This window comes from Pseudomonas sp. NBRC 111138, assembly GCF_001320835.1.
GTDB lineage: Bacteria > Pseudomonadota > Gammaproteobacteria > Pseudomonadales > Pseudomonadaceae > Aquipseudomonas > Aquipseudomonas paracarnis.
The window spans coordinates 24,039-37,948 of the sequence record NZ_BCBO01000047.1 but is presented as its reverse complement, the minus strand read 5'-3'; the positions used below and the strand labels follow the sequence as shown (position 1 = coordinate 37,948).

The 13,910-nt window shown below is 61.5% G+C and carries 10 protein-coding genes; 6 read left to right on the top strand and 4 right to left on the bottom strand.

The features are described 5' to 3' along the window. The first annotated feature begins 90 nt into the window (after positions 1 to 90). The 6 genes from APH41_RS08835 (at position 91) to APH41_RS08810 (ending at position 8,827) form a co-directional block, all read left to right on the top strand. Positions 91 to 528, top strand: coding sequence for a DUF3995 domain-containing protein (locus tag APH41_RS08835; RefSeq protein ID WP_034125683.1), 438 nt, complete (start codon positions 91 to 93; stop codon positions 526 to 528). Positions 529 to 845: 317 nt separating this feature from the next. Then, complete coding sequence (locus APH41_RS08830; protein ID WP_054918507.1) at positions 846 to 2,012, top strand: efflux RND transporter periplasmic adaptor subunit; 1,167 nt, start codon at positions 846 to 848, stop codon at positions 2,010 to 2,012. Continuing rightward, a complete protein-coding gene (locus tag APH41_RS08825) occupies positions 2,009 to 5,185 on the top strand; it encodes an efflux RND transporter permease subunit (protein WP_054918506.1) in 3,177 nt (1,058 codons plus the stop codon). The genes APH41_RS08830 and APH41_RS08825 overlap by 4 nt, the downstream gene beginning before the upstream one ends. Continuing rightward, positions 5,182 to 6,633 carry an efflux transporter outer membrane subunit gene (locus tag APH41_RS08820; protein ID WP_054918504.1) on the top strand — a complete coding sequence of 484 codons (1,452 nt, stop codon included), beginning with the start codon at positions 5,182 to 5,184 and terminating at the stop codon, positions 6,631 to 6,633. Before APH41_RS08825 ends, APH41_RS08820 begins: the two co-directional genes overlap by 4 nt. Positions 6,634 to 7,063: 430 nt before the next feature. Then, a complete protein-coding gene (gene zapE, locus APH41_RS08815) occupies positions 7,064 to 8,170 on the top strand; it encodes a cell division protein ZapE (protein WP_054918545.1) in 1,107 nt (368 codons plus the stop codon). Between the two features lie 165 nt (positions 8,171 to 8,335). After that, the gene (locus APH41_RS08810; protein WP_034127723.1) at positions 8,336 to 8,827 is read left to right on the top strand and encodes a GNAT family N-acetyltransferase; all 492 of its coding nucleotides are present in this window, start codon (positions 8,336 to 8,338) and stop codon (positions 8,825 to 8,827) included. Between the two features lie 101 nt (positions 8,828 to 8,928). Here the strand turns inward: APH41_RS08810 and APH41_RS08805 are convergent, their stop codons facing one another. From APH41_RS08805 to APH41_RS29030, 4 genes are all read right to left on the bottom strand, one after another. Then, positions 8,929 to 9,141 carry a hypothetical protein gene (locus tag APH41_RS08805; protein ID WP_034127722.1) on the bottom strand — a complete coding sequence of 71 codons (213 nt, stop codon included), beginning with the start codon at positions 9,139 to 9,141 and terminating at the stop codon, positions 8,929 to 8,931. Positions 9,142 to 9,281: 140 nt separating this feature from the next. Next, positions 9,282 to 11,519: a TonB-dependent siderophore receptor gene (locus tag APH41_RS08800; RefSeq protein WP_054897792.1), complete on the bottom strand. Its 2,238-nt coding sequence runs from the start codon at positions 11,517 to 11,519 to the stop codon at positions 9,282 to 9,284. Between the two features lie 128 nt (positions 11,520 to 11,647). Beyond that, a complete protein-coding gene (locus APH41_RS08795) occupies positions 11,648 to 13,390 on the bottom strand; it encodes a phosphoethanolamine transferase CptA (protein ID WP_032892095.1) in 1,743 nt (580 codons plus the stop codon). A 157-nt stretch (positions 13,391 to 13,547) separates the two neighbouring features. Then, positions 13,548 to 13,724, bottom strand: coding sequence for a DUF6026 family protein (locus APH41_RS29030; protein ID WP_254914296.1), 177 nt, complete (start codon positions 13,722 to 13,724; stop codon positions 13,548 to 13,550). Positions 13,725 to 13,910 lie beyond the last annotated feature (186 nt).

Genomic DNA, 13,910 nt, shown 5'->3' with positions numbered 1-13,910 from the left:
GCGGCACTTTATCATCAGCGACCGACGAAATGCCTGCAAAAAAGCTCAGGGCGGCTATCCTCATTCGCACATTTTTGTGGAGCGCCGACCATGAGCTTTGTGATTGCGCGATGGATCGTCGGGGTATTTACCTTCATCAGCATGGTGCATCTGTATTGGGCTGCGGGTGGCAAGCTCGGCAGCCTGGCCGCTATCCCGCAACTGCCCGGAGAGTTTGCCAGCGGGCCGCGACCGGCGTTCAAGCCGTCGGCGCTGGGTACTTTTCTGGTGGCGATGGGGCTGGTGGCGATTGCCTTGCTCGTGTGTCTGCGCGCCGGGCTGTATTTCTCGCCGGTGTCCCACGGGGCGTTGCAGTGGGGTATCAGCGCGATTGCCGTGCTGATGTTTGCCCGAGCGATTGGGGATTCGGAGCTGGTGGGGTTTTTCAAGAAGGTCGGCGGGTCGAGGTTTGCTCGCCTGGATACCTATTTCTATTCGCCGTTGTGCCTGGTGTTGGGCGCCGGCTTGCTGGTGGTGGCGTGGAGCTGAGCCTGAGCCCACAGATACCTGGCTGACACCGCGCAATCCAAATGTGGGGGCTGGCTTGCCTGCGATGCAGACACCTCGGTCTACCAGCCAAACCGGGTTGATCCCTTCGCAGGCAAGCCAGCTCCCACCTTCAACCACGCTCGACAGGTAAGCCCGAGCGCCACCAAGCCCCTGTGGCCGCCATTTGATTCACCTCCAAGTATTTCCCAGACAAAAACACACCCCCCGGTTTTATAGCGCTTGACCTTCCCAGTATGGCAAGCCGGATAAAAACCCCACGTGTCGGTTTGTCTTGAAAATTCCAAGGAGGGTGAACGATGTGCACCAAACCAGTAAGCCTCATTACCGGGGCGTTGGCCGTAGCATTGATGCTCGGCGGATGCTCGGACAATGCGCCGCCAGCTGCAGCCGCCAAGCCACCCGGCGTGCCGGTCGCCCAGGTGGTGGCGCGTGCGGTGACGCCGTTTGTGGAGTACACCGGTTCGTTGACCGCCATCGACCAGGTTCAATTGCGACCGCGAGTCAGTGGCTATCTGCAAAGTGTCAGCGTGCCCGAAGGGCAGTTCGTGGCCAAGGGCAGTCCACTGTTTGTGATCGATCCGCGTATGTTCCAGGCGGCAGTGAACGCAGCCAAGGCACGTCTGCGCGAGGCCGAGGCCAATGCGTTGCTGGCCCAGGCCGAGCATGGCCGTGCCGAGCAGTTATATGCCAAGAAGGTGGTGGCACGTGATCGTCTCGACACCGCCGTTGCTTCGTTGAACGCCGGCAGAGCGCAGGTGGAGGCCGCCAGGGCTGCGTTGGATACGGCCCAACTGGACCTGAGTTACACCCGCGTCACCGCGCCTATCAGCGGGCGCATCGACCGCGCATTGGTGACGGAAGGCAACTATGTGACCCGCGGGGAAACACCCCTGACCACGATTGTCTCCATCGACCCCTTGCATGTGTATTTCGATGTGGATGAACGCACCTACCTGCATTCGTTGGCAGCGACGCGGCAACACGCCGGGTCCAAGGGCGAACAAGCCGCCAAGGTCATGGTGGCGATGCTCAACGACACCACCTATGCACGGGCCGGTCGCGTGGATTTTCTGGCCAACTCGGCTGACCGCAAGACTGGCACGGTGCGCGTGCGTGCGGTGGTGGAAAACCGGGATGGGCGCTTGACGCCGGGGCTGTTCGCCAAGGTCAAGCTGGATACCGGCTCGGCGCAACCCCGGGTGTTGATTGCCGACCATTCCATCGGCACCGACCAGGGCCGCCGTTATGTGCTGGTTGTCGGTGAGGGCGACAAGACCGAGTACCGCCCGGTGGAACTGGGCCCGGTGGTCGACGGCCTGCGGGTCATCGAACAGGGCCTGCAACCGGGCGAGCGCATTGTCGTCAAAGGCCTGGTGCGCCCCGGCATGCAGGTAACACCACTGGCTGCCAGCATCGAGGGCAAGCCGCTTGAAGCACCGCTGGCGGTGGGGGGCGTGCAATGAGCTTCCCACGCTTTTTCATTGACCGACCGATCTTCGCCATTGTCCTGTCGGTGTTGATGATGATCGGCGGCATCGTGGCCTTCTTCCACCTGCCGTTGAGCGAATACCCGGCCGTCACGCCGCCCACCGTGCAAGTGACCGCGTCCTACCCAGGGGCCAACCCGCAGGTGATTGCCGAGACGGTGGCGGCGCCGCTGGAACAGGTGATCACCGGGGTTGAGGGCATGCTTTACATGACGTCGCAGTCGGCCACCGATGGCCGCATGATTCTGACTGCAACGTTCGCCCAGGGCACCAATGCGGACATGGCTCAGATCCAGGTGCAGAACCGTGTGTCGCGAGCTTTGCCGCGCTTGCCCGAAGAGGTGCAGCGCCTGGGCGTGGTCACGCAGAAAACCTCGCCGGACATCCTCATGGTGGTCCACCTGCTGTCCCCCGACCAACGTTATGACCCGCTCTACATCTCCAACTATGCCTACCTGCAGGTGCGCGATGAGTTGTCGCGCCTGCCGGGGATCAACGATGTGCTGGTGTGGGGCGCGGGTGAATACAGCATGCGCCTGTGGCTCGACCCGGACCTGATCGCCGCCCGTGGCTTGACCGCCGGCGATGTCATCACCGCCGTGCGCGAGCAGAACGTGCAAGTGGCGGCCGGCTCGGTCGGCCAGGCACCTGATTCCACTGCGGCGTTCCAAGTCACGGTCAATACCCTCGGGCGCCTGACGGATGAAGAGCAGTTCGGCGATATCATTATCCGCACCGGCGATAACGGCCAGGTCACGCGCTTGCGCGATGTAGCACGTATCGAGATGGGGGCCGATGCCTATGCGCTGCGCAGCCTGTTGGACGGCGAGCCTGCGGTGGCCTTGCAAATCATCCAGAGCCCTGGGGCAAACGCGCTGGATGTGGCGCAGTCGGTGCGCGATACCATGCAGCGTCTGCAAACCAACTTCCCCGAGGGGTTGGTGTCGCGGATTGCCTATGACCCCACGGTGTTTGTGCGCGCTTCGCTGGAGTCGGTGGCCATCACGCTGATGGAAGCGATCCTGCTGGTGGTGATCGTGGTGGTGGTGTTCCTGCGCAACTGGCGCGCGTCGCTGATTCCCTTGATGGCCGTGCCTGTATCGATCATCGGCACCTTTGCGGTCATGCACCTGATGGGCTTCTCCCTTAATACGTTGTCGCTGTTCGGCCTGGTGTTGTCGATCGGCATCGTGGTCGACGATGCAATCGTGGTGGTGGAGAACGTCGAGCGGCATATCGAGAACGGCGAGGAGCCGATGCAGGCTGCGCGACGGGCGATGAGCGAGGTCACCGGCCCTATCATTGCGATCACCTCGGTGCTGGCGGCCGTGTTCATTCCCACCGCGTTTCTCAGTGGCCTGCAAGGCGAGTTCTATCGGCAGTTTGCGCTGACCATCGCGATTTCCACCATCCTCTCGGCGGTCAACTCGTTGACCCTCAGCCCGGCGCTGGCCGGCCTGTTGCTGCGGCCACGGCATGCCGCTGTGGTGCATGACCCGCGCAGCCTGCGTGGTCGTGCCGCACGGCTGTTGGAGGTACTGGGCCGGCCGTTCCAGCGTGCGCCGCAAGCCTATGGCAACACTGTGCGCAAGGTCGTCGGCCGTCGTGGCGTGGCGCTGTTGGCTTACGGCGGCTTGCTCGCATTGACCTGGTTCGGCTTCAACGCGGTACCGGCCGGCTTCGTGCCGATGCAAGACAAGTACTACCTGGTCGGTATCGCCCAGCTGCCGAACGCGGCCTCGTTGGAGCGTACCGATGCGGTGGTGCGGCAAATGTCGAAAATCGCCCTGGATGAGCCGGGGGTCGAGAGTGTCGTGGCGTTCCCGGGACTGTCGGTCAACGGCTTCGTCAACGTTCCGAATGCGGCGGTGATGTTCGTCATGCTTGATCCGTTCAAAGAGCGCACCTCGCCGGATATGGCGGCGGTCGCCATCGCCGGGCGTCTGCAGGCCAAGTTTGCGAGCATCCCCGACGGCTTCCTCGGCGTGTTCCCGCCGCCACCGGTGCCGGGGCTCGGGGTAACCGGGGGCTTCAAGCTGCAGGTCGAGGACCGTGGCGGCGTCGGGCTGGAGGCGCTGGTGCAGCAGACCCAGGTACTGATGACCAAAGCCACTGAGTCAGGCCAGGTAGCCGGGCTGATGACCAGCCTGGACGTCAATGCGCCGCAACTGAATGTCGACATCGACCGCACCCAGGTCAAGAGCCAGGGCGTGCGCCTGGCGGATGTGTTCGAGTCGCTGCAGGTCTATCTGGGGTCGCTGTACGTCAACGACTTCAACCGGTTTGGCCGCACCTACAAAGTCACGGCCCAGGCCGACGCGGACCATCGCATGCAGGCCGAAGCCATTGGCCGCCTGCAGGTGCGCAATGCCGCCGGGGACATGCTGCCGTTATCAGCGTTTGTCACGGTCACGCCGAGCTCCGGGCCTGACCGGGTGATTCACTACAACGGCTATCCCTCGGCGGATATCTCTGGCGGCGCGAGGCCAGGGGTCAGCTCCGGGCAGGCGGTTGCGCTCATGGAGCGCCTGGCCCAGGAGGTACTGCCCGAGGGCGTGACCTATGAATGGACAGATTTGACCTACCAGCAAAAGCTCGCCGGGTCATCGGCCCTGTTTATTTTCCCGCTGTGTGTGCTGCTGGCTTATCTGATCCTTGCCGCGCAGTACAACAGTTGGCTGCTGCCGTTGGCGGTGTTGCTGATCGTGCCCATGTGCCTGCTCAGCGCAATCCTCGGCGTGTGGCTGGTGGAGGGCGACAACAACGTGTTCGTGCAGATCGGGTTGGTGGTGCTGGTGGGCCTGGCGGCGAAGAACGCCATCCTGATCGTCGAGTTTGCCCGCAGCCTTGAAGCCGAAGGCGCCAGCCCATTGGAAGCGGTGATCCACGCCTGCCAATTGCGCCTGCGCCCTATTTTGATGACGTCCCTGGCGTTTATCGCCGGCGTAGTCCCGTTGGTGTTTGCCAGTGGCGCCGGGGCCGAGATGCGCCATGCCATGGGGGTTGCGGTGTTTGCCGGGATGTTGGGCGTGACGCTGTTCGGTCTGTTCCTGACGCCCGTTTTCTATGTGGTGATGCGCAGCCTGGCGCTGCGCGTGCAGCGTCAGGGGGCGAGTCCGACGGTGCAGCTAAAGGAGAGCGCATCATGAAACAGGCGTATCCAGCTTTTCTGTTGTCGTTGACCCTGTTGACCGGTTGCGGCTCGGTGGGGCCGGATTATTCCGCGCCAGTGCTGCCCGCTGCGCAGCGGGCGACGAGCTTCGGCGCGCCCATCGCCGGGCTTGGTCCGGGCGAGGTCGAAGTGCAGTGGTGGCAAGTGTTTGACGAGCCGGCATTGAGCCAATTGATCCAACAGGCACTGGCGGCCAACCACGACATCGGCATCGCCGCCGCACGCCTGGACGAAGCCAAGGCGCTGTTGCGCGAAAGCCGTCAAGGCTTCCTGCCCAGCGGCGGCGCCGCCCTGGGCTACGAGCACCGCCAGCGCAGCGAGGTCGAGACTCCCTTCGGCGAGCAGCGCTCTATTGAAACCACCCGTGCGGCGGTGGATGCAGCCTGGGAAATCGACTTGTTTGGGCGCGTGCGTCGCTCGGTGGAGGCGGCCCAGGCCCAGGCGGGGTCGCGTCAGGCGTTGCTGCGCAGCGTGCAAGCGAGCGTCGCGGCGACGGTCGCGGCAACCTGGTTCGAGCTACAAGGGATCGAAGCCGAACAGGCGGTGGTCGCGGATATCAGCCAGAGCCAGCGCGACAGCCTGGGCCTGGTGGGGCAGATGGTCAGCGTCGGCGCCGCCACCGAATTCGACCGGCTGCGTGCCGAGGCCTTGTTGCGCAATGTCGAGGCGGTAGCGCCTGACCTGGAGCGACGTCGCGCCAAGTCAACCAACGCGCTGGCGGTGCTGCTGGGGCAAGCGCCCCAGGGGTTCAAGCCACCGCTGGCCCGGCCTGGGCGTGAAACCTTGAACCTGCGCACGTTGCAGGTGGGAGACCCGGCCGGCTTGCTGGCGCGCCGTGCCGATATTGCCGCGGCCGAACGCACGCTGGCGGCTGCGACCGCGCAGATTGGCGTGGAAACCGCTGGCTTGTATCCGGATATCCAGGTGCAGGGTTCCATCGGTTTGCTGGCCGGAAGTCTCAGCGCCCTGGGCGATGCGGGCATGCAGTCGAACTTTATCGCGCCGGTGATTCGCTGGTCGTTGCTGGACACCGGGCGCGTACGAGCGCGGATTGCCGCCAGCGAGGCACGCACCCAGGCCGCGTTGATAGCTTATGACCAGACCGTGTTGCGGGCCCTGCAGGAAGCCGATGATGCGTTCCAGGCCAACCGTACGGCCGGCAACGCCCTGGGCTTGCGGCTGTTGGAGGCGGCCGCCAACCGTGAGGCAGCCAGCTTTGCGCGCGAGCGGTTTGCGCAAGGCGAGGGTGTGTACCTGGATGTGCTTGAGGCCGAGCGCGCGGACTTCACCAGCCGCCGGGCATTGACGGCGGCGCGCACGGAACAGCGCTTGGCGGTGGTGGGGATCTATAAGGCGCTGGGTGGTGGGTGGGAGATCTGTGAGAGGGCGGGGCTGGCGTGCAAGGGGGCTACGGTGTTGCGCTAACGTGGACCTGTGGGAGCGGGCTTGCTCGCGAAGGCGGCCTGGCAGTCAACACAGCTGGATTGTGTACATATCCATTCCTGCGGTAACGGCCACTTAGGGTTCCGCCCTGACGGCGGCTCACTTTTGAAAAGAGCCCAAAAGTAAGCAAAAGGCTCTTGCCCCACCACTCGGCACCTCGCTTAGGCTCGGTGTGCCCGTAATCCGCCAGTGATTTGGGGGGCCGCCGCCACGCGCCATCCATGGCGCGGGGCGGCTAAACCGGCATCCCTGCCGGTTTACCCCCCAAATCCCTGTCGAATTCCGGCCAGCGTGGTTTAACGGGGCGCCTAAGATCAAAAGCAGATCAAGAGCGGCTCGCTTCGCATCGTGGTTACCGTTGGCAGGCAAGATTTCGCGCCTGGACAGCTCTGCGTCCGTCATACTGGCAAGCATGACTTTCGACTCGCCTCTCGCCGCTTATCAACATGCCATCGCCCAGCCAGGTTTCGTCGCCGACGATGCCCAGCGCCGGGCGGTACAAGCCTTGCAAGCCTGTCACGAGGCCTTGCATCAAGGGTGTTCGTCGATTGCCGGCGTTTACCTGTGGGGGCCGGTGGGGCGTGGCAAGACCTGGTTGATGGACCAGTTCTACCAAAGCTTGCGCGTGCCTGCGCGGCGTCAGCATTTTCACCACTTCATGGCCTGGGTCCACCAGCGTTTATTCCAGCTCACGGGCACCCAGGACCCCTTGCAGGCGTTGGCCAGGGAGCTGAGCCAGGCGGTGCGTGTGCTGTGCTTCGATGAGCTGTTTGTGAATGATATCGGTGACGCGATCATTCTCGGCCGCCTGTTCCAAGTGATGTTCGAAGAGGGTGTGGTGATGGTGTGCACGTCCAACCAGCCGCCCGACCAGTTGTATGCCGGTGGCTTCAACCTTGAGCGTTTCCTGCCGGGTATCGACGCGCTCAAGCAGCATATGCAGGTGGTGGCCGTGGACGGTGGCGAGGATCATCGCTTGCATCCCGGCGTGGGCATGCAGCGCTATTGGGTGAATCAGCCCGAGGCACTGGCGGCGGTGTTCCGACAGTTGAGCCAAGGCCAAACCGTGACCAGCGGGGTGGTAAGCGTAGGGTACCGCACCATCATGACGGTGCAGGCCAGTGACACCGTGCTTTGGTGTCGCTATGCCGACCTGTGTGAGCAGCCCCTGGCCGCGATGGATTTCATGCTGTTATGTGATCGCTTCCACGCCATCCTGCTAGGAAACGTCCCCAACCTCAGTGCACAGAAACGCCCGGGCCGGATTGCGCGTGGCACTGAGGACAGCGCCGAGCGCGTAGTAGCCGGGGATCGAGAGTTGCCACAGTTGTCGGTGCATGACGACAGCGTACGGCGTTTTATCGCGTTAGTGGACGAATGCTACGACCGCAAAGTGCCACTCTTTATCGACGCCGAGGTGCCGTTGCACAGCCTGTACACCGAAGGCTACCTGGAGTTTCCTTTCCGCCGCACCCTGAGCCGTCTGCAAGAGATGCAGTTGGAACGCTTCGCCACCTAGGAAAAATCGCCGCTCCAAAGCTCTTTGCACGCTTTGATGCGCGCAACCTTCGCATTTTCTGTCAGCGATTTGTCGCTTATCTCCTTCATCTACTGCCGACTCCACGCTTACAATCGCAGCTCTCAAAGGGAAACGATTCCCTGGTTGTCGCTATCGAGGAAGGAAATGGACACCCCAGACATCCTGGTGCTGCAAGCCAGCTATACCAACGCCGTGCACGCCGACGCCATTGGCCTGTTGCTCAACCATTACGCTGAAGATCCGATGGGCGGCGGCCACAGCCTGCCAGCCGATCTCTTGCAGCAGTTGCCAGCCGAACTGGCCAAGCGCCCACACGCGTTCAGTGTGCTGGCGTTCGTCGGGGGGGAGCCAGCGGGATTGGTCAATTGTTTCGAGGGCTTTTCGACCTTCGCCTGCCGGCCCTTGGTCAATGTCCATGATGTGGTGGTGAAAGAGCAGTTTCGGGGGTTGGGGTTGAGCCAGAAGATGCTGCAAAAGGTCGAGGAAATCGCCCGGCAGCGCGGTTGCTGCAAGATTACCCTCGAAGTGCTGGAAGGCAATACTCTGGCGCAGGCGGCGTACCGCAAGTTTGGTTTTGACGACTCAGTGTTTGATCCGGCCCATGGGCGGATGTTGTTCTGGAATAAACCGTTGTAATAAATAACCGGCAAAAAAAAGGCGCCATTAAATGGCGCCCAATAAACCTTTGCCAACGGAGCAGAATGGCGCAGGGTGCTACGGATTAAGTAAGCATTAACTCAGCTGTTCGGTTGCGCCTGTTCAACCGTGTCGGCCTTGACCGACTTGCCATCGGCGCTGGCAACTTGTTGCTCAGCCTTGCCGTGGGTTTTTTCCTGAATGAAGCTGAAGTTGTTGTAGAACTCCTTGGAGCGCTCTGCGCCGCCCTCTGCAAAGGCAGCGGCAGAGGTCAGGGTCATCAGGCTGGCCAGCATCAAGGTCGAGAGTTTCATAGTGGTATCCCCATTAAAGTGATAGGTGTCTGATCGCTTCGTGATCAGATCATGGGGCGACTATGGCGTTATCTTATTAAGTGGGAATTAACGGGAGATGCCGTTGAAGTTAACAGTTTTGTTAACTTCAATGTGCGAGGCTATAACTTCCAATCCAACGCCAGCGTGACGGAACGCGGCTCGCCCCAATACACCCCGTTATAAAAACCCACGCGCTCGTAATATTTCTTATCAAAGAGATTATTCACGTTGACCGACGCCGAAACCTGTTCGTCGAACTGGTAGCGCGACATCAGGTTGACCACGGTGTAGCCCTGTTGCGTGATTTTCGCCCGGGTGGTTATTGGCCGGCCTTCGCTGTTGCGCTGCCCGGTCGGGCGGTTGCTGAAGTCGTAGGTTTCGCTCTGCCAGTTCACGGCGCCGCCCACCGTCAGTTTGCGCCAGGCGCCCGGCAGGCGATAGGCGCTGGAGATCTTCACCAGGTTCAAGGGTTGGCTGGTGTTGTTGCGTTTGTCAGAGCCATTGACCGAATGGGTGTAGGTGTAGCCGGCGGACAGGTTCCAGTCCGGCGTGATTTCACCGGCGGCTTCCAGCTCGAAGCCGTTGACCTTGTTACCTTTGCCGCCGGATTTGTAGTACTCCTCTCCCGTGACTGGGTTGGGCGGGACTGAGTCATCCCGCTCGGCGACGTTGTCCTGGGTACTCCAGAAGTACGCGGCGGCCAGGTTCAAACGCTCGTTCAGCACACTGCCCTTGAGGCCCACTTCGTAGTTACTGCCGACCACGGGCTCCAGGTACTTCTTGTTGGCATCACGGTAGTCCTGGGGTTTGAAGATGTCGGTATAGCTGGCGTAGACGGTGTACTGCGGCGTGATGTCGTAGAGCAGGCCGGCGTAGGGCGTCCACATATCATTGTGGGTCTGGCTGGTTTTGCCCGAAGCGGTCAGTTGGTCGTTGGCATCGTATTTGGGCTCTGCGCTTTCCAGCTCCCAACTGCCGTAACGGCTGCCCAGTACGGCGTGCAAGCGGTCCGTGAGGCTCAGCCTTGTGGCCAGGTAACCGGCTTTCTGTTGTTTCTTGCTGTGCTCGCCTTTCAGATCGGTCACCTGGTCGGTGAACTTGCTGATGCCGCCCATGTGCTTCCAGTCCTGAATGGGGTAGTAGCTGGCTGGCAGGTCGCTGCGCATGAAGGGCGAGACATCCCGTTGTGCGGCTTCGCCATAGCCCATCATCAGCGCGTGTTCGCGGCCCAGCAGCGTGTAGCTGCCGGCCAGGTTGAGGTCGATGGCCTCCATGCGCGAAGTGCCGCGCATATGGCTGGCCCAAGCCGTCATGCCGCTGCGGTCGGGGTTGGGGAAACCGGCGCCACCGTAATACACCTTGCCATCGGTGTCGCTCTGGCGATGGGTATAGGCGGCCTTCAGGTGCCAGTCGCCGCCGAGCCGATGGTCGAGGGTGGCGAAGGTGGTCTTGTCGGTCAGCGGCCAGGAACTCCAGTGCGCCGCCATGTTGGTGGAGCGGGGTAGCCTGGCCTTGCCGCCCTGGCTGTTCCAGTAGGGCACGGTGCCCCAAGACGTGCCTTGCACCTGTTTGTCCTGGTAATCAAAGCCTGCGGCCAGCACGGTATCGTCGGAAAGGTCAGCCTCGAGAATGCCGTAGCCCACCGCCCGCTGCAGCCCATAGTTGTCACGAAAAGACTTGCTGTCGCGGTAAGCCAGCACGCTACGCCCGCGCAGTTTGCCGTCGAACGCCAGCGGGCCGCCCACGTCAACGTAGCTGTAGTAGTTGTCATGGCTGGCGCCACTGATGCCGGTCTTGGCCTGCCACTGGGCGGTAGGGCGCTTGCGCACCATGTTGACGGTGGCCGAAGGGTCGCCTGCGCCCGTGGTCAGGCCCGTCGCGCCGCGCACTACTTCGATGCGGTCGTAGATGATGGTGTCGGCGTCGGTCTTCATGTAGCCGAAAGTGTTGAGCATCCCGTCAACCTGGAAGTTGCTGATGCCATAGCCTCGGGCGGAGTAGTAGACACGATCGGAGTCGTAATGCTGAACGTTGACGCCCGTGGTCTGGCGCAACACATCCGTCAGGGTATTGAGATTGAAGTCGTCCATCTGCTGGCGTGTGATCACCGAGATCGATTGCGGGGTTTCCTTGACGGAGAGGTTCAGCCGCGTGGCGGTGCTCATCGAGCCAGTAGTGTAGGCGCCGGTGTGCTCGGTGGTGGCGCCCAGGCCGTCGGCGCTGATGGTGGTCGCGCCCAGTTCCAGGGCTTTGGCGGGGGCTGTATCGGGGGCGGGGTCGGCCCGCGAATCCGGGCTCAGCGCCAGGCTGAACAGGCCGAGGGTGAAGGTCATGGAACGGGTGAAGGGCGCAAACATCGCTGCAGACTCCTTGTCGTCTTTGATACCTCCCCAGGCGGGGAGGGCTTGGTTCAAAGACGAAAGGAACTGCGGAACTTTAGGCTCAAACGAGAATGATTGTTATCTTTCTGTTACAAGGCCCTGGCTTACTTGGCCACCACTTCGGCGCCGTCGGCCTTCTTGGGCTTGATCAGGCTGAAGTCGATCAGTGCCTTCTGCTTGGTCTCGTAAGGGTTGCCGATCAACAGGGGGCGTGGCTTGAAGCTGTCGCTCACCAGGCTCTTGCTGTGGTCCAGCTCATCGAAACTCAAGCCTGCCATGTCGGCCCAGGTGTGGATCAACTGCGAACTGCTGTAAGGCCGCTGCAAGTCGCCGGCGAAGCTCCAGTCGTGACTTTCGCGCCATTTTGGCGAGGCGTAGGCCATGAACGGGATGGTGTACATCGGCGCGGTCGGCTTGCCTTCGTTACGGCCCAAAGTGTCGTGGCCGGCCGAGTCGAACACGTCTTCGCCGTGGTCCGAGAGGTACAGCAAAAAGCCGTTGGGGTCGGTCTTTGCGTAGTCCTTGATCAGGCTGGAGACTACGAAGTCGTTGTACAGCACCGCGTTGTCATAGCTGTTATAGGTCGGCAACTGCGCATCGCTGACACCCGCCGGCACGCCCTGGCGGTCGGTGAACTTGTCGAAGGTCTGCGGGTAGCGGTACTGGTAGCTCATGTGGGTGCCCAGCAGGTGCACCACGATGAACTTGCGTTCGGCGGTATCGGCCAGGGCCTTGGAAAACGGCGCCAGTACATCGCCGTCGTACTGACGGGCGTTCTGGTTGCGGTTGTTGTTCAGGTACACCTGCTCGTCGGCCTGTTCGGAAAAGGTCGTGAGCATGGTGTTGCGTTTGGTCATGGTCTGCTGGTTGGTGATCCAGAAGGTCTTGTAGCCAGCCTGTTTCATCACGCTGACAATCGAAGGTGTCTTGAGGTACAGGTCCGGGTTTTCTTCGTCCGCGAAGGTCAGCACCTGTTGCAGCGCTTCAATGGTGTAGGGGCGCGGGGTGATGACGTTATCGAACACGGCCAGTTGGTCGCGCAGCTTGTCCAGCTCCGGCGTGGTGTTGCGCGGGTAGCCGTAGAGGCTCATGCGCTGGCGGTTGGTCGACTCGCCGATGACCAAGACAAGTGTGGACGGCTGGCCGGCCATGCTGTCCTTGAGGTTGTTCAAGGGCGGGATCTTGCTGGCACTGGTGAGCATGCCTTGCATGTTGTCCAACTGCTCGGTGTAGCGACGATAGGCGACGATCATCTGCCAAGGCACGGCAGGCTCGATGCGGGTTTCGAAACGATCGATGGCCAATTCCATGGTTTCGCTGGTGGCGATCTGCTTGACCAGTGGGTAGCCCACCACCGCCAGGACGATGGCAATGGCTGCCACGATGGACTGGCCGCGAGGCAGATACACCGGGCGCAAGCGCGTCCACAGGAAGATGGCGAAGGCGGTGTGGGCAATGAACGCCAGCACGATCCACCAGGCAAAGTATTGGGTGGCGTATTCGCCGGCTTCAGAGATGTTCGACTCGAACATGATGAAGATGACGCTCTGGGAGAATTCCTGCTGGTAAATGAAGAAATAACCCAGGCTCGCCATGGAGCAAGCCCACAGCACCACGCCGATCAAGGCGGCGAGCAGGCGCGTACGACGCGGGAACAGCAGCATCGGCGCCAGCCACAGCGCACTCATGAAGAAGGCCTGGCGGAAGCCACTGAAGCCGGAGGTGCCGGTCAGTTGGATAAGAAGTTGGGTAATACCCGAGAAATACCAGAAAAACAGGAATAACCAGCCAAGGCCGGCCCAATCAAAGCCTTTCGCAGTCGTCGTGCTGCGTTTGAACATCGCCATCCAGCGCCCCATCAGAAAAAGATTGTCGCGCGCAGGCGCGCAACATCGGGCCGCCCAGGAAGTGAGCGGCATCGCGGAACGGGAGTATCAAGAGGGGAATGTGAAAACTTTGTGAGTTTTCTGTAGGTATTGCCTTACAACGCGTTCGGCACGGGCATCAGCACAGGGCTGGCTTGGCATCCGACGGCTGATCGAGATGGGCTTGAAGGTGCAAGCGCAGGCGCAGGACTTCCTGTTGCAACTGATCGCGCTCGTCTTTCAACTGGCGCAGTTCATCGCGACGGAGGGTGACGTAGAGGGTCTGTGGCGGACGGGTCATCTGTGCTGTGCTCATTGCTTACCTCGCAAATAGCCGGTAGATCGCGGTGCCAAAACAGGTTTCTGGCAACAGTCGGAAGCAAGTTTGAATTCTTTTTCGCAGCAAGGGAACTTTTTTATTTTTGGTGGTCGTGTGACTTTTGCCGGGGTGATGGTGAAACGATGGCAACTTTTTTGCCATGAAACTACACGGATCCGCTCT

Excerpts from the sequence above, each read along its gene's own strand:
- APH41_RS08825 (WP_054918506.1), top strand. The coding sequence starts at position 2,009 with ATGAGCTTCCCACGCTTTTTCATTGACCGACCGATCTTCGCCATTGTC.
- APH41_RS08800 (WP_054897792.1), bottom strand. The coding sequence starts at position 11,519 with ATGTTTGCGCCCTTCACCCGTTCCATGACCTTCACCCTCGGCCTGTTC.
- APH41_RS08805 (WP_034127722.1), bottom strand. The coding sequence starts at position 9,141 with ATGAAACTCTCGACCTTGATGCTGGCCAGCCTGATGACCCTGACCTCT.
- APH41_RS08795 (WP_032892095.1), bottom strand. The coding sequence starts at position 13,390 with ATGGCGATGTTCAAACGCAGCACGACGACTGCGAAAGGCTTTGATTGG.
- zapE (WP_054918545.1), top strand. The coding sequence starts at position 7,064 with ATGACTTTCGACTCGCCTCTCGCCGCTTATCAACATGCCATCGCCCAG.
- APH41_RS29030 (WP_254914296.1), bottom strand. The coding sequence starts at position 13,724 with ATGAGCACAGCACAGATGACCCGTCCGCCACAGACCCTCTACGTCACC.
- APH41_RS08820 (WP_054918504.1), top strand. The coding sequence starts at position 5,182 with ATGAAACAGGCGTATCCAGCTTTTCTGTTGTCGTTGACCCTGTTGACC.
- APH41_RS08835 (WP_034125683.1), top strand. The coding sequence starts at position 91 with ATGAGCTTTGTGATTGCGCGATGGATCGTCGGGGTATTTACCTTCATC.
- APH41_RS08810 (WP_034127723.1), top strand. The coding sequence starts at position 8,336 with ATGGACACCCCAGACATCCTGGTGCTGCAAGCCAGCTATACCAACGCC.
- APH41_RS08830 (WP_054918507.1), top strand. The coding sequence starts at position 846 with ATGTGCACCAAACCAGTAAGCCTCATTACCGGGGCGTTGGCCGTAGCA.